This window comes from Kitasatospora sp. NPDC048407, assembly GCF_043200475.1.
GTDB lineage: Bacteria > Actinomycetota > Actinomycetes > Streptomycetales > Streptomycetaceae > Kitasatospora.
In genome coordinates, this window is the sequence record NZ_JBICXW010000017.1 from 88,961 (window position 1) to 115,044 (window position 26,084).

Annotated in this window: 25 protein-coding genes and 3 pseudogenes; 20 read left to right on the forward strand and 8 right to left on the reverse strand. The window is 72.6% G+C overall.

Annotation, left to right across the window (positions count from 1 at the left end):
* Positions 1-460: 460 nt before the first annotated feature.
* Positions 461-724, forward strand: coding sequence for a hypothetical protein (locus ACGFWJ_RS27020; RefSeq protein ID WP_392954235.1), 264 nt, complete (start codon positions 461-463; stop codon positions 722-724).
* Positions 725-926: 202 nt separating this feature from the next.
* On the opposite strand, the gene ACGFWJ_RS27025 is transcribed toward ACGFWJ_RS27020, so the two are convergent.
* Complete coding sequence (locus tag ACGFWJ_RS27025; RefSeq protein WP_392954237.1) at positions 927-1,460, reverse strand: Imm1 family immunity protein; 534 nt, start codon at positions 1,458-1,460, stop codon at positions 927-929.
* Between the two features lie 202 nt (positions 1,461-1,662).
* Positions 1,663-2,664, reverse strand: coding sequence for a hypothetical protein (locus ACGFWJ_RS27030; RefSeq protein ID WP_392954239.1), 1,002 nt, complete (start codon positions 2,662-2,664; stop codon positions 1,663-1,665).
* A gap of 222 nt (positions 2,665-2,886) precedes the next feature.
* Here ACGFWJ_RS27030 and ACGFWJ_RS27035 point away from each other — a divergent pair, with 222 nt between their 5' ends.
* The 13 genes and pseudogenes from ACGFWJ_RS27035 to ACGFWJ_RS27095 all read left to right on the forward strand — a co-directional run bounded on the left by ACGFWJ_RS27035 (position 2,887) and on the right by ACGFWJ_RS27095 (position 15,128).
* On the forward strand, positions 2,887-3,096 hold the full coding sequence (locus ACGFWJ_RS27035) for a hypothetical protein (RefSeq protein ID WP_392954361.1): 210 nt from the start codon (positions 2,887-2,889) through the stop codon (positions 3,094-3,096).
* Between the two features lie 77 nt (positions 3,097-3,173).
* Complete coding sequence (locus tag ACGFWJ_RS27040) at positions 3,174-3,593, forward strand: NUDIX hydrolase (RefSeq protein ID WP_392954357.1); 420 nt, start codon at positions 3,174-3,176, stop codon at positions 3,591-3,593.
* A 455-nt stretch (positions 3,594-4,048) separates the two neighbouring features.
* Positions 4,049-4,396, forward strand: coding sequence for a cupin domain-containing protein (locus ACGFWJ_RS27045; protein ID WP_387642004.1), 348 nt, complete (start codon positions 4,049-4,051; stop codon positions 4,394-4,396).
* Positions 4,397-4,410: 14 nt separating this feature from the next.
* On the forward strand, positions 4,411-6,021 hold the full coding sequence (locus ACGFWJ_RS27050; protein WP_392954241.1) for a methionine--tRNA ligase: 1,611 nt from the start codon (positions 4,411-4,413) through the stop codon (positions 6,019-6,021).
* Positions 6,022-6,034: 13 nt separating this feature from the next.
* Positions 6,035-7,117 (forward strand): NAD(P)/FAD-dependent oxidoreductase, encoded by a 1,083-nt coding sequence (locus ACGFWJ_RS27055; RefSeq protein ID WP_392954242.1) that lies wholly within the window; start codon positions 6,035-6,037, stop codon positions 7,115-7,117.
* Positions 7,045-8,175, forward strand: coding sequence for a hypothetical protein (locus tag ACGFWJ_RS27060; protein WP_392954244.1), 1,131 nt, complete (start codon positions 7,045-7,047; stop codon positions 8,173-8,175). The genes ACGFWJ_RS27055 and ACGFWJ_RS27060 overlap by 73 nt, the downstream gene beginning before the upstream one ends.
* Entirely contained in the window at positions 8,175-8,636 is a 462-nt protein-coding gene (locus tag ACGFWJ_RS27065) for a DUF4178 domain-containing protein (protein ID WP_392954246.1), read from the forward strand. The genes ACGFWJ_RS27060 and ACGFWJ_RS27065 overlap by 1 nt, the downstream gene beginning before the upstream one ends.
* A gap of 33 nt (positions 8,637-8,669) precedes the next feature.
* A complete protein-coding gene (locus ACGFWJ_RS27070; RefSeq protein ID WP_392954248.1) occupies positions 8,670-9,482 on the forward strand; it encodes a class I SAM-dependent methyltransferase in 813 nt (270 codons plus the stop codon).
* A 5-nt stretch (positions 9,483-9,487) separates the two neighbouring features.
* The gene (locus tag ACGFWJ_RS27075) at positions 9,488-10,480 is read left to right on the forward strand and encodes an SIS domain-containing protein (RefSeq protein ID WP_392954250.1); all 993 of its coding nucleotides are present in this window, start codon (positions 9,488-9,490) and stop codon (positions 10,478-10,480) included.
* Positions 10,481-11,098: 618 nt separating this feature from the next.
* Positions 11,099-12,952 (forward strand): acyltransferase, encoded by a 1,854-nt coding sequence (locus ACGFWJ_RS27080; protein ID WP_392954252.1) that lies wholly within the window; start codon positions 11,099-11,101, stop codon positions 12,950-12,952.
* A 4-nt stretch (positions 12,953-12,956) separates the two neighbouring features.
* On the forward strand, positions 12,957-13,577 hold the full coding sequence (locus tag ACGFWJ_RS27085) for a hypothetical protein (RefSeq protein WP_392954254.1): 621 nt from the start codon (positions 12,957-12,959) through the stop codon (positions 13,575-13,577).
* A gap of 680 nt (positions 13,578-14,257) precedes the next feature.
* Positions 14,258-14,518, forward strand: a pseudogene (locus tag ACGFWJ_RS27090) (HEAT repeat domain-containing protein); the annotation flags it as partial.
* Positions 14,519-14,681: 163 nt separating this feature from the next.
* Positions 14,682-15,128, forward strand: coding sequence for a hypothetical protein (locus ACGFWJ_RS27095; protein WP_392954256.1), 447 nt, complete (start codon positions 14,682-14,684; stop codon positions 15,126-15,128).
* An 862-nt stretch (positions 15,129-15,990) separates the two neighbouring features.
* Here the strand turns inward: ACGFWJ_RS27095 and ACGFWJ_RS27100 are convergent.
* Both ACGFWJ_RS27100 and ACGFWJ_RS27105 read right to left on the reverse strand, forming a co-directional pair.
* The gene (locus ACGFWJ_RS27100; RefSeq protein WP_392954258.1) at positions 15,991-16,425 is read right to left on the reverse strand and encodes a hypothetical protein; all 435 of its coding nucleotides are present in this window, start codon (positions 16,423-16,425) and stop codon (positions 15,991-15,993) included.
* A 611-nt stretch (positions 16,426-17,036) separates the two neighbouring features.
* A pseudogene (locus ACGFWJ_RS27105) lies at positions 17,037-17,147 on the reverse strand (IS5/IS1182 family transposase); the annotation flags it as partial.
* Between the two features lie 291 nt (positions 17,148-17,438).
* Between ACGFWJ_RS27105 and ACGFWJ_RS27110 the strand changes: the two are divergent.
* The 3 genes from ACGFWJ_RS27110 to ACGFWJ_RS27120 all read left to right on the forward strand — a co-directional run bounded on the left by ACGFWJ_RS27110 (position 17,439) and on the right by ACGFWJ_RS27120 (position 20,030).
* Positions 17,439-18,371 (forward strand): helix-turn-helix domain-containing protein, encoded by a 933-nt coding sequence (locus ACGFWJ_RS27110; RefSeq protein ID WP_392954260.1) that lies wholly within the window; start codon positions 17,439-17,441, stop codon positions 18,369-18,371.
* Positions 18,372-18,625: 254 nt separating this feature from the next.
* Positions 18,626-19,081: a spore-associated protein A gene (locus ACGFWJ_RS27115; RefSeq protein ID WP_392954262.1), complete on the forward strand. Its 456-nt coding sequence runs from the start codon at positions 18,626-18,628 to the stop codon at positions 19,079-19,081.
* Positions 19,082-19,487: 406 nt separating this feature from the next.
* Complete coding sequence (locus tag ACGFWJ_RS27120) at positions 19,488-20,030, forward strand: hypothetical protein (protein WP_392954263.1); 543 nt, start codon at positions 19,488-19,490, stop codon at positions 20,028-20,030.
* Positions 20,031-20,543: 513 nt separating this feature from the next.
* On the opposite strand, the gene ACGFWJ_RS27125 is transcribed toward ACGFWJ_RS27120, so the two are convergent.
* Positions 20,544-20,699, reverse strand: coding sequence for a hypothetical protein (locus ACGFWJ_RS27125; protein WP_392954265.1), 156 nt, complete (start codon positions 20,697-20,699; stop codon positions 20,544-20,546).
* A 938-nt stretch (positions 20,700-21,637) separates the two neighbouring features.
* Here ACGFWJ_RS27125 and ACGFWJ_RS27130 point away from each other — a divergent pair.
* Entirely contained in the window at positions 21,638-21,901 is a 264-nt protein-coding gene (locus ACGFWJ_RS27130) for a hypothetical protein (protein ID WP_392954267.1), read from the forward strand.
* A gap of 524 nt (positions 21,902-22,425) precedes the next feature.
* Here ACGFWJ_RS27130 and ACGFWJ_RS27135 read toward each other — a convergent pair.
* Positions 22,426-22,901 (reverse strand): annotated as a pseudogene (locus tag ACGFWJ_RS27135) (DUF4158 domain-containing protein); the annotation flags it as partial.
* Between the two features lie 41 nt (positions 22,902-22,942).
* Here ACGFWJ_RS27135 and ACGFWJ_RS27140 point away from each other — a divergent pair.
* Positions 22,943-23,179: a hypothetical protein gene (locus ACGFWJ_RS27140; protein ID WP_392954269.1), complete on the forward strand. Its 237-nt coding sequence runs from the start codon at positions 22,943-22,945 to the stop codon at positions 23,177-23,179.
* Between the two features lie 262 nt (positions 23,180-23,441).
* Here ACGFWJ_RS27140 and ACGFWJ_RS27145 read toward each other — a convergent pair whose 3' ends face one another.
* Both ACGFWJ_RS27145 and ACGFWJ_RS27150 read right to left on the reverse strand, forming a co-directional pair.
* A complete protein-coding gene (locus ACGFWJ_RS27145) occupies positions 23,442-23,882 on the reverse strand; it encodes a roadblock/LC7 domain-containing protein (protein WP_392954271.1) in 441 nt (146 codons plus the stop codon).
* Positions 23,883-24,255: 373 nt separating this feature from the next.
* The gene (locus ACGFWJ_RS27150) at positions 24,256-24,651 is read right to left on the reverse strand and encodes a contact-dependent growth inhibition system immunity protein (protein ID WP_392954273.1); all 396 of its coding nucleotides are present in this window, start codon (positions 24,649-24,651) and stop codon (positions 24,256-24,258) included.
* A gap of 754 nt (positions 24,652-25,405) precedes the next feature.
* On the opposite strand from ACGFWJ_RS27150, the gene ACGFWJ_RS27155 reads away from it, so the two are divergent.
* Complete coding sequence (locus ACGFWJ_RS27155) at positions 25,406-25,915, forward strand: hypothetical protein (RefSeq protein WP_392954275.1); 510 nt, start codon at positions 25,406-25,408, stop codon at positions 25,913-25,915.
* The last annotated feature ends 169 nt before the right edge of the window (positions 25,916-26,084 follow it).

The following is a 26,084-nucleotide window of genomic DNA, read 5'->3' on the forward strand; positions in this document are numbered from 1 at the left end:
CACAAGAGCGCTTGACGAGCGGGCCCCGTTGACCCGAGCCGCCCCAGACGCTTCTGCCACCGTTGGGCGCGGTGAGCGTTCCGACTTGGCCTCGGTGAGTGCTCGGCCAGCCCGTCGATCGCGGCCTGCCAGTCGGCCAGTTCCGAGCAGGCCGCGCACCAGCTCGTCGACGGCGCGGGGCCGGATCGGTGCCGAAGGCGCGGGCCTCGGCGGCGGTCTCGGCGAGGGCGTCCTCGTCCAGGTCCTCGGAGCCTCCCGCCGCGGGGCTCGGCGGTCCGGGCGAATTCCTCCAGCACGGTGTGCAGGGCGGCCTCGACGGCGGTCGGCGACCACGGCGGCGGAGTGCGGGGAACCCGGACGGCTTCGGTCAGCACCTTGGCGGCGCCGGGCCCGAGCGCCCGGTGCCTGGGGCCCCAGCCGGGACTGAACTGGGAGCGGCTGCCGGGCCGGCAGGTCGACCATGGCGAAGTCCCGATCGCCCGTCAGCTCCGCAACCGGCCCCTCTGTCTGGCCGCTGCCGTCCGTCAGCGTGGCCGTCTGCGGGGTGACGCCAACGACCGCTCCGACCTGCCCGGCGAAGCGCACCGGCCAGGCCCCGCTGATCGTCATCGACTACATCGGCCTCCTCGCCCCCGACCGCACCGGCCGCCGCGCCGAGAACCACTACGCGGAGATGACCGACAGTGGCGCCAGCGTGCGGCCACCGACTGGACCGCCTCCCTGAAGGCCCGCACCACAGCCCAGGAACGCAAGCGCGACATGCCCGCGCCTCCGCCGGTCAACCCCGCTGACGGTCCGCCGACCATCGGGTAACGGACCGACACCGGCTCGCAATTCGGGCCCGTGAGGCGCAGTCGGTGGTGACCCGCACCGGCGGATCACCACCAGTCGCAGCCCGACTCGGAAGAAACGGCCTGCCACATTTCCTACCAAGGGCTTTCGACTGTGTCGTCGGGATACTCTCGGTCGCTGCGCATTCCGTTCGCATTGCCCGTGATCCAGGTGATGGACTCGGGGCGGTCGCCGTTGTCGGCCCTACAGAATTCCTCTACGGCGGCGCGAATTCGGTCGAGCGGGAATGTGATTGCGGGGTCGTGGTAATGGGGGTAGTAGGATTCCGACACCACGCGGGGGTCGTAGTCAGGAGGTTCGGGATTGTCGGATACCCAGACGTGGTCGTAGACTCCGCCTTTCTTGGGATTTCTGCCGGTTACGAACCATGCCAGCCCGCCGTGGCCCGTCGACCGGTTCACCGCAACGACGAGGCAGTTGTCGGGAGGGCATCTTTCCCAATGGGGGTCATCGGTGATCGAGAGCTCGAAAACCTCTCTCGGGGGGCATGAGCCGTCGGTCGCCCGATCCGGATCCTCGGCCTCGAATATCTGGGACGCGAGCAGAAGTTTTTCCCGGAGGCTTTCGGCATGCCTTCGGGAGCCTTTATGGGTAATGCTGAGGATCATTACTTGACCTGTCGGTCCAATCGGTTTCGGCTGCATCCTTGAACGGCTCGGGCTTGCGGGTAGGAAATGCGGGACCCGCACCACACAGTCCGGACTGCCCGCCTCCGATGGGCGGCCATCCACTGGTTCACAGGAGAGTTCGCCAGCAGTTGGGACGGCATCGGCGGGAAGAGGGTTGTCGGGAGAGAAATTGTTCGGTTCTTCAGTCCAGGCAGCTGGTGAAGTGGGGGTATTTCTCGGGGTGGTACATCTGGTCGAGGCATCTGCGCAGCCCGTCGCCTTCGTAGTCGACACGGAGCATCCACGGGATCCGGCCGAGGAGGGCGGCCAGGTCTCCGGTAGCCGCAGCGTCCAGGAAGGCGCGCAGGTCGCCGGGGATGGGGCCGTCGGTGAGGCAGAGCCAGGACAGGGCCGCGCACATCCTGACCTCGGTGGGACGGGAGGGGTCCTGCCACCAGGTGCGCATCTGCTCGATGGCGGCCGGGTGTCGCTCTTCCCAGGCGAGTTGGCCGATCGCCAAGACGAGGCAGGCGCGCACCGCAGGGTCGTCCTCGACTCGGAAGCGGGCGTGCAGGGATCGCACGATCGTCCCGCACGGGCCCGCGGCCGCGGCCAGGGCGTGGGCGACGTCCTGGCGGACCTCCGGGTCGGGATCGTCGAGCAGCGGCAGCAGCAGGCCGGCGTCCGCGGCCAGGGCCTCGCGGGCGGCCTGCACCGACCAGTTCCCCAGGTAGCCGGAGGCCTCGAAGACCAGCTGGTCGTCGGCGCGTGCCGCGCGGAGCAGGCCGGTGCGGCTGCCGTCACCGTAGTGCTGACGGCGGGCCAGACCGGCGAGGCCCGCCAGGATCTCGGCGCGGTAGTCGGCGCGCGTGAGGGCGATGCGGATCAGGAACGGAACGGCCAGGGCGCCGGCCGCGCAACCGGTGTCGCTGTGCAGCAGGCTGCTCCACAGCCGGTGGAATGCCATGCGCACACCGCGCTCGTCGCCGGTACGGACCTGCTCCAGTGCGGCGGGGACGTCGGTGCCGGGCCCGTAGGAGTGGTGGAAACGGTCCCAGGGCACGGCGGCGTAGTCGAAGTTGTCCTTCGCCTCGGCCGGGATCCGGGCGACGACGAAACGCACGTCCTCCACGGTCCCGGCGTGGAAAGCCCGGTAGCCCTCGTCCCACCGGACGGAAACACCCGGCTCGCCCTGCCGGCTCATCGCTCCTTCTTCCCGGAGCCGGTTCGGTGCCGCTGTTCAAGATCGCAAGTGTCCATGGTGGGCACCGTAGCGCCGGCCTCCGACACCGGCCGGCGAGGGCGGCCCCCAAGGAATACAACACGGTGGGAATGACGCCCCCCGCCAGCCGGGGCCTCGGCCTGGTCGGCGGCCGAGCGCCAGGCCTACGCCAACGATCTCGACGAGCCGCGGGCGCTGATCGCGGTGTCCGCGAAGTCCAACCGCAGCAAGGCCGACAAGGACGTCACCGAGTGGCTCCCGCCTGCGGCCGGGTACCACTGCACCCACATCATCGACTGGACCGTGGTGAAGACCCGCTGGGGCCCGAGCGTGGACCAGGCCGAGGCCGACACCCTCCATCGCCTCGCCGCCGCCTGCCCCAACACCGAACTGACCGTCACCCTCGCCCGCTGAGCGGGCCCCATCACCAGCACGGGCAGGGAGACCAGCACGGTGACCGAGACCCCCGAGCCCGCCGAGTTCGCCGCCCCCTGCCCCCGCACGCCGTCTCCGCCTCCGTCCTCGTCACCGACGAGGACGGACGGATCCTGATGCTCCACCAGGCCCGCCCCTACCCCGGACACCCCGCCTGGTGGCAACCACCCGCCGGCCTCGCCGACGCCGGCGAGACCCCCCTCGCCACCGCCCTGCGCGAACGCGCCGAAGAAACCGGCATCCACCCCACCACACCGCTGCGCCCGCTGGCCGTCGACTACCGCTGCGCGGCCGACGGCTGGCCGCCGGTCATCGACTTCGCGTTCGCGGCCGACCCGGTCCCGGCCGGGCCGCCGGTGCACTTGAGTCGGGAGCACGACGCGTTCGCCTGGCGGCCCCACGAGGAGTGGCTGCCGTTCCTGCAGCCCGATCCGTCCCGATGTTTCCCGAACTCTCCACCGTGGTCGCTTTCCTGACGGCCGGTCTGACGGCTGCCCGACCGGGCCGCCGAGGGCTGAGGCCCTCGAAGTGGAGGCGGCGGACGGGGTCGCTCCCTGCCGGCCGAACGCGCCGCCGCGGCGGCCACCGACCTGTCGGCCAGTCAACTCGTCGAGCAGCGCAAGCCGTTCGCGGATCACGGCGCCTGCACGCGGGCCAATGGGCCGCGCCCGCCGCGCCGCGGTGCGCGAACCCGCGTCCGGCCGGGAATTCGCGCCTTTCCGGAACGGGCAAGGTGATGGCCCTTCCGGCCCGGAACTGACAGGGTGCCAATCGCCCGCCCGACCCAACTCCGATGCCACTGAACATCCTTGACAGGTACTCAGCACCACGACGATGATCACACCGCCAACCATCGACGACGAACGGGGTTGACGGGGGAATCGGACCACCGCCGCATTGCCCCGGATTCGCCGGGGGAAGGTGTGCGCCCATGCTGATCCGTCCGATGACCGAGCACGAACTGACCGACGCGTACGGCATCCGCTACCAGCAGCTCTACCCGCACGGCGGGGAGGACCTCGCCCCCTGGGGCTTCGGGAAGGCGGTGGTGGAGCCCGGCGGGGCGACCGAGCCGCACCAGCACGAGGAGAACGAGGTCTTCGTCTTCCTCGACGGCCGCGGCGAGATCACCATCGGCGAGGAACGCGCGCCCGTCCACCCCGAGCTGTCCGTGTTCATCCCCGGCGGCAGCCGCCACTTCGTGACGAACACCGGCGACACCCGGATGGTGTTCCTCTCCATCTACTGGCCGGACAGCCACGGACCCGTCAGCCTCTGAGGAGCTCACCAGCGATGCCCGTGTTCAGCATTGTCACCGCCGCACCGCCGACACCGAACGGCGATCTCCACCTGGGCCACCTCGCGGGCCCGTACTCCGGGGCCGACGTCTACACCCGCGCCTGCCACCTGCGCGCCGAGGACGCCCTGTACGCCACCGGTTCGGACGTCCACCAGAGCTACGTCCCGGCGAAGGCCCGCACCCTGGGCATCGACCCCCCGGAGATGGCCCAGGGCTTCGCCGACGAGATCGCCGCGATCTTCGACTCGATCGGCTTCGCCATCGACTCCTACGTCCGCCCCCAGCACTCGACGGGCCACCAGGAGGCCGTCCGGGACTTCGTGCTGGCCCTGGAGCGGCAGGGCCGCCTGGAGCGCCGCACCGAGGACTGCCTGTACTGCGAGGACTGCGAGCGCTACCTGTTCGAGGCGTACGTCCGGGGCGGCTGCCCGCACTGCGGCGTGCCCACCGACGGCAGCTCCTGCGAGGTGTGCGCCTGGCCGAACGTCTGCACCGACCTGACCGACCCGCGCTGCACCACCTGCGACCGGCCGCCGGTACTGCGCTCCTACCAACGCCTGGTCTTCCCCCTCGGCCGCTACACCGAGCGGCTCGCCGCGTACCACCGCACCGTCACGATGAGCCCCCGGCTCCGCGCCTTCTGCCTGGAGCTGACCGCGGCCGGGCTGCCGGACATCCCGCTCAGCCACCCCACCGGATGGGGTCTGCCCGTGCCGGTGGCGGGCTTCGAGGACCAGCGCGTCTACGTCTGGGCCGAGATGGCGCCGGGCTACCTCAACGCGGTGGCCGAAGCCCTCGACCGGCGGGGCGACGGCACCGACCCCCGGGAGGCGTGGGACCGCGCGGGGATCGTGCAGTTCTTCGGCTTCGACAACAGCTACTTCCACGCCGCGCTGATACCCGCCCTGCTGATGGCCTACGACGAGAGGCTGCGGCTGCCGGACGCGCTGCTGACCAACGAGTTCTACGAGCTCGATGCGGCGAAGTTCTCCACCAGCCGCCGGCACGCGATCTGGGCCACCGACCTGCTGGCCCACGCACCGGCCGACACGGTGCGCTTCGTGCTGGCCCTGGACCGGCCCGAGGACGAGCGGACCAACTTCACCTGGCAGCGCTTCCACGAGCTGGCGGACGGCGAGCTGGCCGGGCGCTGGCAGCCCTGGCTCGCCTCGGTGCTCGACCGCCTGGCGACCGGCGCCCCGACCGCGCTCACCGGCCTGACCGACGCGCACCGCGCGCAGCTGGCCGAACTGGCCCGCCTCGCCGCCCGCAGCCACGGCGCGTACCTGGCCGGGAGCTTCTCGCCCCGCACCGCCGCCCAAGCCCTGTGCGACCTGGTCCGCGGCACGACCGAGTTCGCCGCCGCCCACCCGGATGACACCGCGACACTCGCGGTGGAGGCCACGGCCGCGCAACTGCTGGCCCGGCTCGCGTACCCCGTCATGCCGGACTTCGCCGAGCGACTGTGGCGGGCACTGGGCCGCACCGGGCCGGTACGCGGCACGGACCTGGGCCCGCTCACGGCCGAGAGCGCGGCGCAGGCCGGGGTCGTCTTCTTCGACCCGCAGCCCGCCGATCTGGAGTCGAAGGTGATGGACCGGTGAGCGGCCGGCCGCAGTGACGTCCGCGCTGGTGGCCGGGGCAGGAGTGGTCGGCCTCTCGATCGCCCGTGAACTCGCCCGCCGCGGGCACCGGGTGACGGTCGTCGACCCCGACGAGCCCGGCGAGCACGGCCCCTCCGCGGCCGAGTCCCGGATCCTGCGCTGCTCCTACGGCGCGCGCAGCCAGTACACCGAGCTGACCTGGCAATCGGTGCGCCGCTGGCGGGAGCTGGAACGCGAGAGCGGCCAGCAGCTGCTGATCCCGTCCGGGGTGCTCGGCTTCGCGTCGCGGGGAACGTCCACCGGCTGGGAGGAGCGGTCGCTGGCCGTGCTGCGCGGCCTGCGCATCCCGGTCGAGCGGCTGTCGCCCCGCGAGGTGGCCCGGCGCTTCCCCACGACGGGCACCGAAGACCTGGTATTCGCGCTGTACGAACCCGAGGCGGGCGTGCTGCGCGCCCGCCGCGCCGTCCGGGCACTGGCCGCCTCCTGCCGGGCGCTCGGCTGCGAGCTGGTACGCGGCGAGGCCCGCCCGGCCGGTACGGGGGTACTGGTCGACGGCACCGAGCACCGGGCCCCACTGGTGGTCTGGGCGGTCGGCGCGGCGCTGCCCGGGCTCTTCCCGGAGCTCGCCTGCGGGCGGCCGGCGGACCAGGTCAGCTACTACCTGGACTCGCCCGCGCTGCCCTGCGGGCCGACCGGACCGGCCTGGCTCGACCAGGGCCGGGCCATGTACGGCATCGGGGCCCTGAGCGGCACCGGGGTCAAAGTCGTCCCCGACACCGAGGCACCCCCCGGCGCCCGGCCCACGGCACCGTTCGAACTACCGGAGTCCGCCCGGGCCTACCTGCGCCTGCGCTTTCCCGCGCTGGCGGGCGCCCCGGTGCTCTCCGCCGAGACCTGCACCTACACCACCACCGAGAACGAGGAGTTCGTCCTCGGACGGCATCCGGCCGCCCCATCCGTCTGGCTGGTGGGGGGCGACTCCGGCCACGGCTTCAAGAACGCACCCACATGGGGGAGTTACGTATGCGACGTACTGGAGGGAAAAGCCTCGCCGCACCCGCGCTGGCGGCTGCGGCCGAAGGCGGCGACCCGCTGACGGCGGCCCTGGACCGACTCGTCCCGGCCGGCCCGGAGCACGGCTTCGGGGCCGACATCGACGAGGCGCACGCGGTACTGCTGTCCGCGACGGCCTCCCCGGAGGAGAAGGAGACGGCGCTGCGCCGCTGGTTCGGCAGGCACCAGCCGTGCGTCTTCGCCAAGGTGGCCTCCCGGCCGGGCGCGGACCCGGCCCTCGACATCTGCTGGGTGACCGAGGAGGATCTGTCCCTCGGCTCCGAACACGTCGAGAAGCTGCTCCAACAGGCCCGGGAACGCTGGAAGTTGCGCGCACTGGAGGGCCGGACCAGCAGTCTGCAGGTGATGTTCGGCAGCGCCCGACTGGCCCACGCCCGGCCGGGACCGGAACTGGTGGAGGTGTTCCGGCTGCTGGTCGGGCTGTACCTGCCGCAGTGGACGCCGATCGAGGCCGACACCATCTGCCTGGACGGCGTGCCGCTGCGCCGCCCCGACGGGAGCATCGAGCTGTTCGCGGCCAGCATGACGGTGTTCTTCACCGGCGCCCACCTCACCCGGGCGCACGACCACCGGGTACCGGGCGGCATGCTGCTCAACATCAACGCCGTGGGCCACCACACCCAGGCCGCGCACGACGCCGGACGGTTCCGCACCCACGCCGAGGCCATCCGCAACTCCCATGGCACGGCGCTGCGTTCGGTCGGCAACGGCGGCATCGGGCACCCGGCCGGCCACGGCAGCACCTGGCACCTCGGCGACTCCTTCCCCACGGGTTACGGTGTGCGCCGACCGCCCCGGCCGGGCCACCTGCCGGCCGACGCCGACCCCGAGCGGTACCGCGCGCTGTACCACATCGACGTCACCGTCTCCTCGTACTACGCCGACCCGACGCCCTACCCGCCGCCCGCCGGCGAGCCCGCCCCGGACGAGTGGACCATGATGCTCGACTACTTCACCGCCGACGAGAGCCCGGCCTACCACAACGCCGCGCTGATGGCCGGGCTGCCCATCGGGCCCGAGCAACTGCACGACGCGCCGTGGCGGCCGGAGTCCCGGCCGAACAGCCGGCGGGAGTTCTGATGGCCGCTCTGCTGCACCTGCTCCCGGGTGACACCCTGCCGGGCGGGCCGACCGTCCTCGGCGCCGTCCAGGTCCGCAGCGCGACCCAGCGCTGGGTCGAGTACCTGCTGACCGGCGGGCCCGGCGGCGCGACGCTCTGGCTGGCGGTCGAGGCCCTGCCGGACGGCACCGAGCGCAGCTCGTACTGGCACCGCACCACCGCCGAGGCGGCCGGCTTCGACCCGGACCGCCCCGCCCTGGAGGGCCGGGCGCTCACCGTGGTCGAGCGCGGCCACGGCGAGTACCGGGCCGCCGGCGAGTTCGGCGGCCTGCCGGGCCTGCGCGCGGGCACCGGCCGCCTGTACTACGTCGACTACACCGGCCCCGGGCTCCGGGCCAGCCTGGAGCACTTCGGACCGGCGGGCCCCGACGCCCCCGGCTCCCCAGGCCTCCTCGGCGTCGAGGCCCGCCCGCCCGCCTGACCCTCCCCCGCACGACAGAACGGACCGACACCCGTGACCGACCGTCCCACCGACTGGTGGAGCACCTTCTTCACCGACGTCTACACCGGCTCCGACCTGGAGCTGCGCGACACGGCCACCGCCGAGGCGATGGTGCGCTGCGTCACCGGCGCGCTCGATCCCAAGCCCGGCGCCACCCTGCTCGACCTGGCCTGCGGCACCGGCCGCCACAGCGTGCCACTCGGCGCGGCGGGCTTCGACGTCACCGGCGTGGACCTGATGGAGCCGTACCTGGCGCAGGCCCGCGAGCGGGCCGCACGGGCCGGACAGCGGGTCTCCTTCGTACAGGCCGACATGCGCGACCTGAGCGCCCTCCCGGAGGGCTCCTTCGATGCCGTGGTGAGCCTGCACACCAGCTTCGGCTTCTTCGACACCGACGAGGAGAACCTCGCCGTCCTGCGCGAGATCCGCGGCCGCCTGGCCCCGGACGGGCGGCTGCTGATCGACGTGATGAACCGGGACTGGTTCCTCACCCAGAGCGGCGAGTCCTTCGGCACCGCGCCGCAGGAGTTCGTGGTCCGCAACTTCGACTCCAGCACCGGCACCACGTACCTGTACGAGGAGCGGTTCGACGCGCACACCAGCCGGATCACCTGGAACATCCAGGCCTTCGACCCCGCGTCGGGCACGGTCGGACGCAGCGTCACCGCCGACTACCGCGTCTACAGCGCCCACGAGCTGACCACCCTGCTCACCCGCGCGGGCCTGGCCCCGGAAGGGCTGTACGGGGACTACGACCTCAGCCCGTTCCACGTCCACTCGCCGCACCTGATCTGTACGGCCGCCCGCCCGGCCGAAGAGGAGTGACCCCCGTGTCCCGCACCTTCCAGGAGACCGCCCTGCACCGCATGGTCCACGCCCAGGCGGACGCCGTCGACCGGCTGGCCGAGGCCGACCTCCGGCAGGCCGCCGAGCGCCTGGCCGACGCCCGCCGGGTGCTGCTGCTCGGCACCGGCACCAGCCAGCACGCCGCCGAACTCGGCGCCATGATGCTCCATCACGCCGGGGTGGACGCCCGCTGGTCGTCCGCCGCCCAGTTCGCCCGCTGGGGCGCCCCGCTGCGCTCCGACGACGCCGTGGTGGTGATCACCCACACGGCGGAGACGGCCTTCGCGCTGCGCTGCCGGGAGCAGGCTCTCGCGGCGGGCGTGCCGACGGTCTCGATCACCGGCGCCGGCACCGCCGACTGGGCCGAGTCGGTCGAGACGGTGGCCAAGGAGCAGTCCGAGACCTACACCGTCAGCTACACCGCCGCCCTGACCGTGCTGGCCGGGCTCGCCCACCGCCTCGGCGCCGGGCAGTACGGCCCCGAGCAACTGCACCGCACCGCCGAGGCCGTCCGCGAGGCCTGCCGGGAGCCAGGCCTGGACGCCGTCGCCCTGCCCGCCCGGGCGCTCGCGGTGATCGGCGCCGGGCCCTGGGGGGTGACCGCCCGGGAGGGCGCGCTGAAGGTCCGCGAGGCCGCCCGCATCCTCGCCGAGGGCTACGAGTCGGAGCTGTACCTGCACGGGTCGGCCGTGCCGTTCGGCGCCGCCGACGGCCTGCTGCTGCTCGAACCCGACGCCGACCCGGACGGCCTGACCGCCGCCCTCGGCGCGGCCGCCGCCGCGGAGGGCATCACCGTGGGCACCCTCGCCGCGACTCCCGCGGCCGCCGGGCTGCCTCCGGTGCTGGCGCAGCTCCCGCTGACCGTCCGGCTCCAGCTGCTGGCGGGCCGCTGGGCCGAGCTGCGCCACCAGAACCCGGACGTGGCGATCGTCGGCGCCTGGGCCAAGACCGAACTGTGGGCCCTGGGCGCGCCGTAACCTACCGGGGCGGCCGGTCGCTCCGGCACCACGCACCACGCACCACGACGCCCCGGGGTCCGGCGCCTGACGTGTTGCCAGTGGCGCGCAGCCGGACACCGGCGGGGTGCGTACCGTCCGGGCCCGGTGGCGTCGCGTCAGGCCGCCCCCGGCCCGGACGCCTCGGGAGCGGCTCGCCGCTTCGCGGCGCGGTGACCGGCCGGCACGCCCTCGGCGATGATGACGTCGGCCGTCATGTGCCGGGTCCGCACATTCGAGGATGTCCCGGCAAGGGTCTATTGCAAGGGTTGATCGTCGAGTGCATAGGCACGGTCCGGCAACCCTGTGCGACCTCCAAAGTCCTCCGGTGCTTGGGCCGCAGAGTCGGCGTACGCCGCCAGTGCCCCTGCCTGCGCCGCCCAGGAAGGGGCCCCCGCACCGTTCTGACGGCCGATCACACCGGGTCCGGACCACTCGCCCGCCCGGACCCGGGTGGCGGCACTCGGCACGTTCTTCAGGGCCCTGCCCGGAAGGCCGGCCACGGCATCGGCCCCTCGAACCTCCCGCCCGTATCACCCGGTCAGTGAATCTACCCCAATTCTATGGAAATTCTCCATGGGGTATGGATAGAGTGCCGCAATGGCACTCAGCACACTGGAAACGTTGCGACTCACCGTAGCCGCGATCCGGCAGCGCACCGGCGAGAGTCAGCGCGAACTCGCCACTGCTCTCGACCTGACCCAGGACAAGGTGTCCCGTCGTCAGTCCGGCGCCCAGCCCTGGTCCCTGGACGAAGTCGACGCCCTCGCCCTGCACTGGGGCATGACGCCGCTCGACCTGCTCGCCGGCCCCACCCACGCCGCCCAGTCCCTGACCTGGCCCCCCGACACCGCCGCACCGCAGCCGGTGCCGGCCACCTTCACCGCCCAGACCCCGACCGCCGCGCCGGCGCAGCCGACCGTCCCGGCCGCCGCCCCTGCCCCTGCCCCGGCCGTCGCGGCCCCGCCGCAGGTGCCCGGCGCCGAGCAGGAGAGCCGGGTGGTGGAGCTCGACCGCACCGCGGCCGGGGAACTGCTGAGCGCGGAGCCCGCACCCTGCGCGCGGTGCGGCCGCCCGAGCCCGTACCGCTCAGGCGGCCGGCCGATGCACATGGGCGGCTGGTGCACCCCCGACACCGGGGTCGCCGAACGACTCCGGGCGGCTCCGGCCGCCGTGGCAGCGCCCGCCCAGGCCGTCACCTCCGAACACACCACGCCCGCCGCAGAGCCGACCACGTCCGTCGCAGAGCCGCTGGCCCCGGCCGAGCACGCCGCGCCCGCCCCCGCCGTGGAAAGGCACACCCAAGCAGAGCCGGCGGGGCCTTCGCCGGCCGCCTTGGACGCGCTCGCCCGCCACCCGCGCATCGCCGCCACGCCGACCGCCGACACCGCGCCCCGCCCGGCCTCGCGGCCGGCCGCCCGTCCCGCGTCCGCCGCGCCGCGCGCGGAGTACGCCGGTACGGGCCGGGACCTCGGCTACTACCTCGACATGATCACCTCGGCGGTCGAGCAGGCCCTCGAAGAGCACGACGGCGACACCGAGGCCGCGTCCGCCGCGCTGGAGAAGAAGGCGATCCCGAACGGGATGGCCCTGTTCGAGGCGACCCGCGTCGGCGCCGCGTACGAGCACACCGTCTATCCGGACCGCCTGGAATTCCTCTCCAAGAAGACCCGGAACGGCGCGGACGAAATCTGGGAAGGCCGCCACAAATGGGAGAACGCCCCGCTGATGGAAGCCCTCAAGCGCGGTGACCTGGACCGGCTGGCGGTCGACATCCTGGACACCAACGCCGCCTACTGCAGCGCCCTGAAAACCCACCTGCCGATCGGCTCGCTCGTCCACCAGCCCGACGGCGGTTTCGACCCCAAGCGCTCCGGGATCTACCTGCTCCCCGCCCGCCCGGCCTGGGAACACCCGCACCTGCCCGACCCGATCGGCAACCGCCACGAGGCCGGCCCCGTACTCCTGGACGGCGCCACCGTGCGCCTGCTGATCCGCTGCCACAAGCTCGGCCTCACCGACGCCCCGCACATCACCGAAGCCTGGACCTCCGGCGCCTCCGAAGGCCTGCTGGAGAAGTTCCGCCGCGTCCTCACCCAGGCCCGCGAGAACGCCATCCACGACGGCGACCCCATCACCGAAAAATACGTCAAGGCCATGTACGCGAAATTCGCCTCGACCATCGGCGAATCCACCTACAATCGAGACATTCGCCGACCCGACTGGATGCACATCATCCGCAGCCAGGCATTCGCGAACCTCTGGTACAAGGCCCACCGCGCCCACAACGGCGGCCTGACAATCGTCAGGCTGCGCGGCACCGACGAATTGCACGTCACCGGCGGCGAATGGCGAAAGGCCAACGGCGGCGTTTTCGAAGAAGGCCGACTCACCACCCAGATGAAACTCAAGGACCAGTACACCCTGCCCCTGAACCGGAAGCGGAGCGCCTAAAAAAGTGTCGACCGACGGATGGAAGAACTTCGGCCGCTACGGAGCCAGCATCGACCCCGGAAACGTCCACGGCTCCGTCGCCCTCGGCCGCGCCCTGGAGGACGCCGTGGAACGGATGATCCTGGAGGGCGGCATCAAGTCCCCGGCCGGCAGCCGGCGCGGCCTCAAGGCCCGGATGAACTACCTGATGTCCCACAAGGGCGGCCGCCAGGCCCTCGCCGACGCCGGCGTCACCGCCACCCCCGCCACCATGCGCGCCTGGAAGAAGGGCACCCAGCGCCCCCGCCCCGCCAACCTGGAGGCGATCGACACCGCCTACTGGAACCTCCGCGCGGCCAACGTCCTGAACAACCCCGCCATCCTCAAAGCCCACCTCAACCGCGACGGCCGCGGCACCCGCATCGAAATCCACCCCATCAACCAGGACGCCGTCGACGAACCCCGCCGCCGCGACAACCTCCGCGTCCGCTCCTTCCAGGCCCGCTACATCTGGGACGACGCCGTCGACGCCCTCACCACCGGCGACGCCGACAAACTCGCAGAGATCTGGGACGACGTCATCAGCGAACTCGACAGCGACTACGGGGCCTACCAGTACGTCTCCCACGTCGGCCTCGGCGCCTGAAACCCGGCACCCGGCGCCCGGCGCCTGAAACCCGGCGCCCGGCAGCCGCCACCGGGCGGCCGCCCACCCGCCGAACGAAGAGGAACGGCGGTGACCACCGACACCACCCGCCCTCGACCGCACCCAGAACCAGGACGACCACCCAGGAACACGCCCTGCTCGCCACCACCCCCACCCAATCCGCCGCCGAGCGGCCGGAACAACCCCGCAGAACATCCAGCAAGCCCTGCACCAGGCCCAGTTCGGCGACCGCTGCGCCGACCGGTACGCCGACGCCGGAGACGAGACCGCCCACGCCGACGCGACCACGGCCCGCACCGAGCGGCGGCGCATCCACGACCACACCGCCACCACCCACACCGAGCGCTACGACCCCGACCGCGACACCGCCCTCCAGCACACGCTGCTCGCCGACCGCCGCCTCCGCGAGGCCGCCGACCGCGCACGCGAGGCCGCCCGCCAGGCCCGCCAGGCCCGTCAGACCGTCGCCGCCGCCCACCGCCATCCTGCCGGCCCCGCCGCCCGATCCCTCTGCACCGCCCTCGACCGCGCCGGCCCCCACCACCTGACCGACGACGGCCACCAGGCCGTCCGCACCGCTCCTCGCGGCCCCCGACCCGGCGGTACGGCGCTTCGTCCTCGACACCACCGCACACCACCTCGCACTTCGCACCCTCACGGCCCTCGCCGAGAACGACCCCGACCGGCAGACCAGAGCCCGGGCCGCCGAGGCCGCCACCCGGCAGGCGGTGTGGACCGACCAGGCCGAACTGCTGCGCCGCCTGGCCCGCAGCCGCCACGCCGAGGTACGGATCATCGCCCTCACCGGGCTGATGCGCACCGGCTCCCCGCAGCACGTGGCGCCGCACCTCGACGACCCCTCCGCACCGATCCGCGCCCTGGCCGGAGAGCCGCACGCCGCACCGGCACCGACCCGCTGACGCACTACCGCACGGCCGTCCAAGCCGACGAGCCCCAGGTCGGGGCGGTCGCGGGGCTCGCCGAGACCGGCAACCGGACCGACGGCCCCTGCTCACCGCGCTCCTGGACAACCCGGCGCCCCAGGTCCGCGTCCACGCCCTGCGGAGCCTCGACCTGGCGTCCGTGCCCCGGGCCACGGCGCTGCTGCGGAACGGCTCCGCCGCGGTGGTCGAGGAAGCCGCCGCCACCCTCGCCCCCAGCGCCGCCCAGCTGCCCGCCGACCTGTTGTGGGACCTGCTCACCGACCCGCAGCGACCGGCTGTCCGACGGGCCGGCCACCGGCTGCTGACCCGGCGCGACCGCCTCACCGCCCTGCGCGCCGCCCTCCTCCCGGGCGGCGACACCGACCCCCGGCTCGCCGCCCGGGGCACGGCGGACGCCACCGCACGGATCCGCGAACTGGCCCCGCACCCCTGGCTCACCCGCCCGCCCCCGACCCTCGACGCCGACCCTCGACGCCGACCCCGCCCGGGCCGCCGAACTGCTCACCCTGGCGCAGGAACACCGCACCGCCCTCACCGAGGACGTGATCCGGCTACTGCACGACGCCCTCCGCCCGACCACCAGTAGCCAGGCCGCAAGCAGGCCCGCCTCCGGCGGCCCGCCCGCGCCCGGCGCACACACCCGCCCCCGGCCGCCGCCCGGCCGGGCGCCCCACCGGCGGGCCGCAGCGCACAGCCTGCCCGGAACCCGGTGAAGCCCGCACCGCGACCGCAATGAGGAGTGGACGCGACGCCCACCGCCGCCGAACACGACGACCGCCGCCGCGGGGGAGCGGCCGCGACGTCCGCGCACAGTCCGCCCCGGGGATGGGAGCCGGGGACCACCGCAAGCAGGCGCGGTGCCAGGCACGGTCGCCTACCGGTCAAGATCGGGCGGTGGGGGAGCTGTCGGTGACAGGGAGCCTGTGCCGCGCGCCCGCTGAGCGCTGGTCGCCACGGCCGGTCGTTCGGCGGCCCGGTGGGCAGGGCGCCGTGGTGGTGGCGGGCGACGGCCTCCAGCAGTGCGGTGCGGGCTCGGCGCCGGCGGACGTCCTCGGCGCGGCCGGGCGTCTGCGGCCCACGCGGGCAGGGGCCGGTCCTGCGCGGCCGCGGTGAGCGCGCGGCCGAGCCCTTTGATCGCGGCCCAGCCGGTCGGTCGGCTGCCCGAGCAGGCCGCGCACCAGGTCGTCGACGGCGCGGGCCGGAACGGCGCCGACGACGCGGGCCTCGGCGGCGTCTCGGCGAGGGCGTCCTCGTCCAGGTCCTCGACTTCCTCACCACCGCGGCTCGGCGGTCCGTTCGAACTCCTCCGGCACCGCCGCAGGGCGGCCTCGACGGCGGTCGGCGACCCACGGCGGCGGAGTGCGGGGAACCCGGACGGCTTCGGTCAGCACCCTGGCGGCGCCGGGGTGCGCCCCGGGAGGCCGGGGCACACCTGCGGGAGTCCGGCGTCAGCAGGCCACCACGGTGGAGACGGTGGCGGTCGAGGTGGGCCAGCCGGGCTGGGCCACCGAGAAGGTGGTGCTGACGGTGGCGCCGCACGGGGCGCTGGAGAAGACGCTGCCGACCTGGTTCGAGCCGGCCTGGACGATGAGGCCCGGGTGGACGGGGGCGAGGGGGGCGCTGCCGACGACCGTGCCGGAGACGGTGAAGCCGAGGAGCCGGGGCTGCCAGGACGGGTCGGCGGGCGTGGCCACCCCGTAGAAGCGGACCTGGTTGCCGGTCACCTCGACGCAGGCCTGGGTCAGCAGCGGGCCGGGTGCGCCAGGGGTGCCGCAGGTCACGACCGGGCCGACCGGGCCGCTCGGCGCGGCGGCGGCCCCCTGGGCGGTGGCCAGGGTGGTCAGGGCCGCCGCGGCGGCGACGGCGATGACGGTGGTCTTCATGGGTGTCTCTCCTCGGGGGCGGGGATGGGACGATGGGCGGAATGTGAAATGTCACATTCCTCTGATGCCAGCATGGCAGCCCCCGCACCCCGGGGTGCGGCATCCGCGAAAGAAGACGGTCCTCCGCGGATATCGGTCACCGAATGACCGAAACGGCCTGTCGGCGATCGCACAAACCCCTGGCCCGGCTTCGCCCCGACCTACGGCTTCGACCCCGACCGCCCGCCGCAGCGGGAGACCGAGGCCGTCGATCCGGCCGAACCGCGCCGCCAGCTGAAGTCGGCGCCGCGGCCGGCCCGGGCAGGGAGCGCCCGAGACGCCGCCGTCGCCGGCGAACTCACCCTCGGCTTCGAGGCGTTCACACCCGCCGGCGCCCCGCACCAGACCCTCGGCCTGTACCCCGTCGAGCCCGGACCGCCCTCCGAAGCCGCACTCCGCATGCTCGACACCCCGCTCCGCCGCGCCCGCCCTCCCGCAGCCGCCTGCCGCCCGGCCGGCGCCGCCCCGCCCGGCCGGCGCCGCCCCGCCCGGCCGGCGCCGCCCCGCCCGGCCGGCGCCGCCCCGCCCGGCCGGCGCCCGCCGCCGCCCCGTTCGATGGAGCCGGCCCGGTTCCGGAGACGGAGGCCGGCGAGGTGGCTGCCAGGTGCCTTGTCGTATCGGGTGGCGACGCCCCGCCAGGCCTTCAACCCGTTGATCGGGCGCTCGACGGTGTTCCGGTCCTTACGACGGCCTTGACGTGGCGTTTGCGCAGGCGGCGCGGGTGGCGGCGAGGCGGTAGGAGCCGGTGCCGTCATCGCACTCGTCGGGCTCTGTCCCGGCGGCAACCGCCCCACCCTGCCCCGACGCCAGCCCGCCTGATCACACCCGCAGATCCGGCCGAAGAGCCGGCTTTCAGCCAGATGGGACTCCTCGGCGCACGTCATCGGACGACCTTGCTGTCTTTCCCCCGTGCTTTTGCCCGCCTGGTCATCATGGACATTCCAATAGCTCGTCTTTTCGCACAGGAGGACGGCATGCGAATGGATCAGGGATTCTCGGAGACCGACGGGGAGTGGCAGACGGTCCACGCACTCCCGGAAACCCGCCTGCGGGGGCAGGTACTCGGGTACCGGGGCTACCGGCTGAACCTGCGCCGACTCAGGCGCCGCCTGGAAGTGCCAACGGACGCACTCACCGTGACCTTCGGCTTCGAGGGCTCCCTGCGGCTCACGGACGCCGTCCTGGGAGGGCCCGTCGTCCCGCTCTCCTCGATGGTGGCAGGCCTGCGCCGGACGGCCACGATCGCCGAGCACAGCGGCTCACTGTCCGGTGTGGCAGTCTCGCTGACCCCACAGGCCGCATACGGTGTCTTCGGCCCCGCCGTCGCGGAGCTGGGAGACCAGTGGGTCGACATCAGCCAGCTGCTCCGCCGTCAGGAACGCCACCTGGCCGAGCAGTTGGCGGACGCCGACGGCTGGGACGCGCGCCACGCCCTGCTTGACGCGTTCTTCGTCGCGCGGCTGTCGGCCGGTCACCAATGGGCGCCCTCGGTGACCACGGCGTGGCACGAGATCCGCCGGACCGCCGGGGCAGTGCCGGTCCAACAGCTCGCCGAGCTGACGGGGTGGAGCCGGCGGCGGCTGGAACTGCGCTTCCGGGACCAGCTCGGCATGCCGCCGAAGCAGGTCGCGCAGATCCTGCGACTCCAGCGGACCCTGGCCACGTTCGACGCCTCACCCGGAAGCAGCGGGGCCCAGATCGCGGCGCAGTGCGGCTTCTACGACCAGGCGCACCTCGACCGGGCCTTCCGGGCCATGGTCGGCCATACGCCCCGCGACTTCTTCCGCCACCGCGGCCGCCCGACGCGGGCCGAGCCGACCGACCGGCTCACGGGCCAGGTCACCAGCGCGGTACTGGCGGCCGGATCGGCCCGAAACACACACGGAGCCGGTGCACCCCAGCCGTAAGGGCGGCCACTTCGCGCTGTCCGCGCAGATCGCTTCCGCCCCCTTCAGCACCAACCGCTGCACGGCGGCCCACAGCGCTCGCCGCTGCCGCGCCGACCCAGCCCAACGGGCCTGCCCGCCAAGGACATTCGCATTTGTACAAGACGCCGCCCCCTCAGGTGAACGAGGCTGAGGCAGCCCCACCACAGCAGCCGGCGAGGGCTTCCCGCCGATGCGACCAGGCACAGCGATGCCACGGACAAGGGAGAAACGGCATGACCACACGCACTGCTCGGCCGAAGAACAAGACCCGTTCCGGCAAGGCCCTGGCGACGAAGGCCGCCCTCGGAGCGGCGGCGCTGTCCGTGCTCGGGACCATTCCCGCCACCGCAGCTCCGCAGCAGATCCTCGCGGCGCCCTACAACGGGGCCTGCGGCTCCGGCTACTCGGTGGTCAACTCGGCCCCCGTCGGCAACGGCACGCTCTATCTGACCTACAACTCCTCCAACGGCATGAACTGCGCGGTGACCACGCGCTACAACGACGGCACCAAGCCGTGGATGGTCGTCAAGATCTCGCAGGCGGGCGACCCCGGCTGGGCGGACGTCGACCAGGGGTACTACGGCGGATACGCCGGCCCGGTGTACGTCTACGGGAAGGGCCACTGCATCGACTGGTACGGCGCGATAGACAGCGCCTCCATGATCGTCCTGGGAACCAACTGCGGATGATCGCCCTGACCGGAGCCCCCGCCACCGCCCTGCCCCTCCGGACCGGCGTCAGCCCCCGGCAGCACTGCCAGTAGACGAGCCGCCTGCCCACCCCGCCCGTTCCCTGCGACCTGAGTACGGGCCGAGCGACAGACCGGTGCACGCCGTCCGGCCTGCCACCCGGCCCCGACCAGACCGTCCGGCGTCCGCCCCCGCGGCGGGCTGCTCATCGCCGCCGCCGCCGGCCGCCCGACGGCCAGACCGTCGAGTACAGCGGGCCCGGTCCTGATGATGGATGGCGGCAGAGCGGGCACGGCCGGCCCCGAGCGGGCCGCTCACCGACACTCGACCTCTCCTCCCACCCGCCTGTCGGCGACCGCAGTGGTTTCGTCTCCAGCCGCGCTCTCCCGCTCTCCGGGTGGGGCATGTGGATGAGCAACTACGCCCTGAGGGACGGCTACAGCTTGCCCAGTGGCACCTGGACCGGGCGGACGCGCTCCGCCTGGGTCTGGTGAACCGGGCAGGTACTCTCCTGAGCGCCAACGCGCTCTTGATGACCGGCGTGGTGTTCGCCTCCGGAGCGACATCGTCGGACGTATCGCCAGCCATTGGGGCGGTCGGGCTCCTCGCGCTGGTCGTGAGCGCGTTTTCGGCGACCCTCGCTGCCTCGGTACTCACCGGGTCGGGCAAGCTGCCGTCATTGGCGCAGCCGCCCGACGCCTTGGTCCCTGTGGCGTTCAGCTACAGCGACACCGTCAAGGCGTTCGCGTCCCCGGAGCAGTTCCGTGAGGGGCTTTCCGCCCAGACCGTCGAGGCCGCGGCCGACGCCGCCGCACTCGAACTGTGGCGGTGTATCAGCGTTCACCAGCTCAGAGCACGAAGGATGCGACGTGCCACCCAGTACCTGTTGGGTGGCGCGGCCCTCCTGGTCACCATGGCCGCGATGAAGCTCTTCACCGCTCTGACCTGAGGTATCGGACTGGTTGGGAAGCACCGGCTGGCGGTGGGGCCGGGGAAGTCTTGTGCTGGCCGGTGCCGGCCCGGCCGGGTAACGACGACGACCAAGCCGCCAAGTGCAGCCGGACGAAGCTCTCGTCCGGCTGCTTGTACAGGGTTCGGTACCCATGTCCGGCACCTGGCCGTTCCCGCAGGCCAGGGCCGGCTTTCGGTGCTTCTCACCGGCCCGACATACCTCTGTGCGCCTGGTCCTGGTGGCGGATGGTGGTGGCGGGTTGGGCGCGGTCGGTCGGGGAGGAGGCCGCTCACCGGCGCTCGGCCTGCTTTTTGTCGGACGACGTCAGAACGTCAGTGGGTCGCGACGTGAGATGTCAGTGATCGGCGACATGAGGCACGAGAAGTGACGGTCACAAGGACCAGCCGTGCGGCAACACGCTCCTCAGGTCTACCTGGCGCTAGCCCATGCGGGGACAGTCCCCCAGGGGGTGCTCAAAAGGGCCATCGCCGAGGGTCGAGAGGCGCAGGCTCAGTGCCAGTCGCAGGAGGCCGTGCAGCCGGACCGGCCGGGCGGGGCGCCGTTCGCGGTCGCCCCCCAGAGCATCAGGGCGAGCACGATCACCGCCAGCACCACGGCCATCACCGTTCCCGGTACGTCACGTCCGCCGTTCGGTCCGTCGGCCACCGTGACCACCTCCCCGCCGTCCTTCCATGAGAGGGGCTGTGGGGTGTGCGGTCAAGGGGCGGCCGGGCGGAGACGGCGCTCGGCCTCCCCTTCGCGTCCGTCTTGCCGGACGACATCCGGTTCAGCGAAACGACACGAAGTGTCAGCGGCGCGGGTCATCGGTGCGTCACCAGGCCTGCCGCCGATCGCGGTTGAGTCGCAGGCTGTGCCGCAGCCGAGCGCGCGGTACGGCCCGTCGCCAGCCACCGACAGTTCGCTGTCGTCCGACAGCGGTGGCGCGGGGCCGGCCCCACGCCGCATCTTGTGGAGCGCCTTGTGGGGCACCTCTCCGGCTCCCTTGTGGGGTGTCCTGTGGACACCCAGTCCCATGGCCTGACCTGGTATCACCGCAGCTCAAGGCACCTGACCGGGGCTCGGAAACTCCGGCAACCCCTTCTCCTCTGTCTTCTGGTCTTGGTCGGTTGGCGGTTCGGGGTTCGCGCCTGCGGCGGGCTGTTGTTCGCCGCCGCAGGCCGCCCCGACGGCCTGGCCGTCGAGCACCCGGACCCGGGCGGGCGGGGCCACTGGCGCTTGCTGCTCTCTGCCGCCCTGGCCGGGGGCCGCGCCCGCCCCCGGCGGCTGGAGGGCCGCGCGGCCGGGCTCTGGCGGGCCCGCTGTGGCTGTCTGACGGCCCGCCCGACGTCTTCCCGCCAGCCCGCCTGACGCCTCGTCTGCCGGGCCCGACCGTCGGTGATCGCTGGTTCGCGGAGTGGAGTGCCCGGTCCGTCCTGCCGACTGTCGGGCCATTCCTGCGGGCCAGTGGGGGCTGCCGGGTGCGAAATGGGGTGATAGCTGTTGGTTCGCGGCGCTCGGGCCCGGCTCTCTGCCGGCCCGGGGCGTCCGGTCATCCGCTGCCCGGCCGCCGGTGTGCGCGGCCCGGCGAACCGAAAGGAACTCCCGTGCGTCGACTTCTGACCTCGCTGGCCCTGGCCGGGGCCACCGCCCTCCTCCCCACCCTCGGGATGGTCGCCGCCGCCCCGGCGGCCCACGCCACCGTCTCGCAGTGCGTCGACCAGGCGACGCGGCAAGGCGCTCCTCCGCAGGCCGCCCGGGCGGCCTGCCAGGCTGCCGCAAACGGCGACTTCGATACCTGCACCGGCCTCCTGGAGGACTTCATCGGTCCCGTCGCACAGTTCGCCTGTCTCGTCGCGGGCCAGGACTGAGCACACCGGTGTTGCCCGCAGCCCGACCGGGCTGCGGGCAACACCGGTGCCGTGTGCACCCAGGCCACCCGGGCGGCCCGGCCAGGCCGCCGAGCACCCGCCCGCCGGGAGCCACCGCCGAGTTTGTCCCGGGTCTGCCGGGGCGGCCTGCTCGGCATTGGGGGCACAGGCCGGCAGGTGGAGGAGGGCTTTATGGCCTGGCCGATGACTTCGGGCGGTTTTGGTATGGGGTTTTTCCATACGAGGTCTCTTTCGGGGTGAAGCCGTTGCCCGGTCCGGGCCGCTTCCCCGGCCCCCTGGGCGGACCTGTCAGTGGCCGGTGGAGAAGATCTCGCGTACCTCGCGGATCGCGTAGTAGACGAGCACGTAGCCGGCCACCGGGTCGGCCCACCAAAGACCGGCCAGGGAGTTGAGCACCAGCCGACGAGGACGGCGGCGGCAAGCAGGCCGTCGATCAGGGTGACGCGGCCCTCGGTCTTCAGCACCGGGTTGTCCAGGGCCGCGCCGGTGCGGGCCTTGCCGAAGGCGAGCGCGATCATCACCGGCGCCCGGGTCAGGTTCACTCGGCCCAGCTGGAACGCGGAGATCTCGTTCACCCGGTCCAGCGCCCGCGCCATCGCCGTCCCGGTCGTGCAGGTCGGCGGCCGGCGCAGCCGCTCCAGCTCCGAGACCCGGGCGCCGTCGGGTACCCCAGCAGCCGCACCAGCTCGCCCAGCAGAGCGGCGTCCGTCCGCCGGGCGGCCCGGGCCACCGTGGCGTGCAGCCGCTTCTCCGCGACCGTCCGCACCTCCGCCACCTGCCGGGCCAGCACCGACACGCCCGGCAGCAGCACCCGGTGCCGGCGCAGCCACGCCACCGCGTGGTCGAACAGCGCCACCGGCCCCTCGGCGTGCGTCCACGCCCGCCCGCGCAGGAACGTCCGCAGCTGGCGGCCGGCCTGCGGGTCGTCGTACTCGCGGTACTCGTACCGCCGGCGAATCTCCCAGGAGTGCTCGGCTGCTCGGCAACGTTCGCAGTCGGGTCCCTCGCCGGGCGGCCGGGATGACCCTGGAGAGCCTCCAGCAGGCCCAGGACCGCGCCCGGTCCGAGGAACGCTGCGCCGACCGGTATGCCGACGCCGGCCACGGAGCCGTCCGCGACCTCACCCGCCACCTCGACCCCGCCACGCTGCGCCAGGTCATGAGCTGGCTGGAGCGCACCCGCACCGCGGCCTTCGCGTTGCGCGGCACCGAGCAGGCCCCGCACGTCCGGCCCGTCGTACGGCACCGCCAGTTCTGACGGCTGTGGTGCCGATCCACTCGCCGGGGAAGCCCGAGGCCTCATCGGTCTTGCGGTCGCAGACGTGGCCGGGGCCGACCGGGCCAGGCCGCCCCCGGCTACGCAGGAGCGCCGCTGCTCGGCGGCCCCGATACGCAGACGCCGGAGACGAGGCCGCCTACGCCGCTGCGGTCACCGTCTACGCCGGGGGGGCAGCGTGTACGCGCCCACACCGCACCGCCCAACCGCGCACGGCCGACCGCCGGTGGCACCGTGGGCGGGGCTACGCCTCGAACAGGTCCTGGACGTCCTCGTCGGTGATCGGGGCGAGGCCGGGGTCGTCGCCGAGGATCGTCTCCAGCTCGGCGGCGGCCCTCTTGACCCGAAGGCGGACCAGGCCGAGCGAGGACCGCTCGTCGAAGACGACGATGAGCAGAGCGGCCTTGGCGACGATCGAGAGGTGGATGTTGTCCTGCTGACCCGGGGAGAGGACCGTGGACTCGCCCTGGCCGATCAGCCGGGCCTGGCCGTCGCCGGAGTCGACGTGACCACCGGTCAGGGCGGCGGGCGAGGAGGTGTCGAGCCCTGCGGCGTCACTGGCTGCCGCGATCCGCCGGCCGGTCCTGTCGAACAGCACGGCCGCCTTGGAGTTCGCATCGGCGCGCAGCGTCGCCAACGCCCTGTCCAGCCTCGCGACCACTCCGCTGTTGTCGGTGACGGCCATGGGGATCCTCCGGGATGTCAGGGCGGGCTGCTGGTTTGGCGTGTACGCGGACAGTCTGTCGCCTTCGGCGGGCAGGACCGGCCAAGCCTGACGTGGAATTACCCGATCGGGTGATTCACTGCCGGCCCCGCCCCGGCCAGTCCCGTGCCGGATGCCCGGCAGTGGCTCTGGTCGTGACAACGGCCAGGCCGTCGAGCGCTGTGGTGTTCGGGTGCGGTGTCAGCGGGATGCGGCTTCGCGTCAGCGGTTGCTTGGAGGCTGAGCCGCAGGTGGGGATGTGCAGCAGGGTGGAACGCTGACGTTGGCCCGCACCTCCACTGACGTGTGGCCGCATCGGCCGGTGGCTTCCCGTCCGCGCCTTAGATGCGGCGAGCTACCGAGCCAAGAACCCCTCAACCTCGCGCTCCAGGGCGGGCGGCACCTCGGCCAGCTCCGAGACGATCAGGCGGACCTCCCGCCCGAGTTCGGGGAACCCACTCCAGGCCTCCGCACTCCTGGTGAGCACGGCAGCCAGCAGATCGCCCTCGTACATGTCGCCTTCCGCCAGTGGGTCGGCCCGGAGGAGCTCCACCGCCAGGGGCAGGAGATAGGCAAGGCCCGCGTCTTGCCCGATCAGCAGCCGCATGTCCTCGACCGTCAGGCCGCCGATCTGCTTGCGCCGAAGCTCGCGTACGGTCGCCATCAACCGGGTTTCGCCGCCCGACGGGACCGACCAGCGGTCGCGCTCAAGCTCCTCAAGAGAGCGGTCACGGTTCACGAATCGAGTCACCGACCGATCGTCCCATGTCAGATCTCAAACGCGGTCTCACAGGGGCGGTCGGTGGAACGGGCGGGGGAGAAGGCGTCATGACCTGCCCAACGACGGCAGGCGGTTTTCGGTATGGGGGTATTCCATATTCGGCTTGATGGGATTTCTACATGGTTGGGCATTCCAGTGGATGGGTGTTGTACCCGAATTCCGCGTTCATATCGTCAACGGGCCGAGGGGGTTCCTGCTGGCGTGCTTTTGATGCCGGTTGTGAAGTTCGGCTGAGGTGTCAGCAGGATGTGCGGCTTCTGATGTCAGTTGGGTGCGAGGTCGATCTGCAGCTGGGAATGCTTTTTAAGTGATGGATCCGCTGATGTGGGCCGTATTTTTTGGTGACACGAAGCCGTATCTATCGGTGATAGGCGGCCCGTACCTCCATTGTTTATCGAATCTAAGTTCTACTTATTGGGTGGTGCTGTTTCGATGGAGGTACGCGCGTGGAGCCGCACAGGCGCCGTGCCCTCGGGGCTGACACCCTCCCTGGGGGCGGTTCCACCCCGTGTCTCTACCTCAGGTCACCGGCCAGGCGCTGGTCCCGGTCGTCCTGCCGGGTTCCCCGGTCGGCCGCACGGGCTGACGCCGGCCTACCAGAGACCTACCAGGATTCGGAGATGCCTGGTAGGCGATCGGCAATATCCGTCAGTCGGGGACGGACGCGCCACTACGTTCGCCATCGAGCAGGTCCCATCAGCCTGCCGCCGAGGAGGAGGAATCCGTGGGCCGTCATAAGCCCGGCAAGCCGCGCCGCAGTTCGAAGGACCCGCACGACCACCCTGGCGTTCATCTGGAGGAACTGCCGCACTCCGACGGCCCGGACGCGGACGATGCCCTGTTCGCGGCCGTCACAGGGGCCGCACTCGCACGCTGCACCTCGTGTCAGGACGTGACGCTCACGTTGCTGGTCGAGGACCCGGCGACCTGTGCCCGCCTGGTGGAACTCGCGTGCGGCGCGATGATCGAGGCTGAAGGAAGTCCGCCCCCCAATCAGACCGACCCAGACCTGCCCGGCCTCGCCAGTCTCTCCTTCCGACGCCTGGCCCGCGCGGGCCAGGGCGCTACCGCCCACGCCATGCACGAGGAGTGCGAGCGGATGACGGCTCGCGAGCGCCGCGATGCCGCCAACACGGCCTTGGACACCATCGTCGGCTATGCCTATCTGCCCCCGGGAGGACTCGCCGGGCTGAGACGGCAGCACATGCGTCTTGGGGGTAACTCGGCTCTTTGACAGGCCGTATGCCGCGGGCGGGAAGTCCCGGGAGCCGGGTGCTCACCTGCTGCTGGTCGAGACAGCGCTTGGGGGGATGAGTGCTTCTCCGTCTCGCCAATGGGTGGCGTAGTTCCAGGACCACGCTCTCAGATGGTGCCCCTACCCCGGTCGTCGGCTTCCGCGACGA

Bases quoted from the DNA above. Each gene is read 5' to 3' on its own strand.
- ACGFWJ_RS27145 (WP_392954271.1), bottom strand. From the start codon at position 23,882: ATGGCCGTCACCGACAACAGCGGAGTGGTCGCGAGGCTGGACAGGGCG.
- ACGFWJ_RS27030 (WP_392954239.1), bottom strand. From the start codon at position 2,664: ATGAGCCGGCAGGGCGAGCCGGGTGTTTCCGTCCGGTGGGACGAGGGC.
- ACGFWJ_RS27110 (WP_392954260.1), top strand. From the start codon at position 17,439: ATGCGAATGGATCAGGGATTCTCGGAGACCGACGGGGAGTGGCAGACG.
- ACGFWJ_RS27100 (WP_392954258.1), bottom strand. From the start codon at position 16,425: ATGAAGACCACCGTCATCGCCGTCGCCGCCGCGGCGGCCCTGACCACC.
- ACGFWJ_RS27080 (WP_392954252.1), top strand. From the start codon at position 11,099: ATGGCACTCAGCACACTGGAAACGTTGCGACTCACCGTAGCCGCGATC.
- ACGFWJ_RS27115 (WP_392954262.1), top strand. From the start codon at position 18,626: ATGACCACACGCACTGCTCGGCCGAAGAACAAGACCCGTTCCGGCAAG.
- ACGFWJ_RS27140 (WP_392954269.1), top strand. From the start codon at position 22,943: ATGACCCTGGAGAGCCTCCAGCAGGCCCAGGACCGCGCCCGGTCCGAG.
- ACGFWJ_RS27050 (WP_392954241.1), top strand. From the start codon at position 4,411: ATGCCCGTGTTCAGCATTGTCACCGCCGCACCGCCGACACCGAACGGC.
- ACGFWJ_RS27020 (WP_392954235.1), top strand. From the start codon at position 461: ATGGCGAAGTCCCGATCGCCCGTCAGCTCCGCAACCGGCCCCTCTGTC.
- ACGFWJ_RS27060 (WP_392954244.1), top strand. From the start codon at position 7,045: ATGCGACGTACTGGAGGGAAAAGCCTCGCCGCACCCGCGCTGGCGGCT.
- ACGFWJ_RS27065 (WP_392954246.1), top strand. From the start codon at position 8,175: ATGGCCGCTCTGCTGCACCTGCTCCCGGGTGACACCCTGCCGGGCGGG.
- ACGFWJ_RS27025 (WP_392954237.1), bottom strand. From the start codon at position 1,460: ATGATCCTCAGCATTACCCATAAAGGCTCCCGAAGGCATGCCGAAAGC.
- ACGFWJ_RS27045 (WP_387642004.1), top strand. From the start codon at position 4,049: ATGCTGATCCGTCCGATGACCGAGCACGAACTGACCGACGCGTACGGC.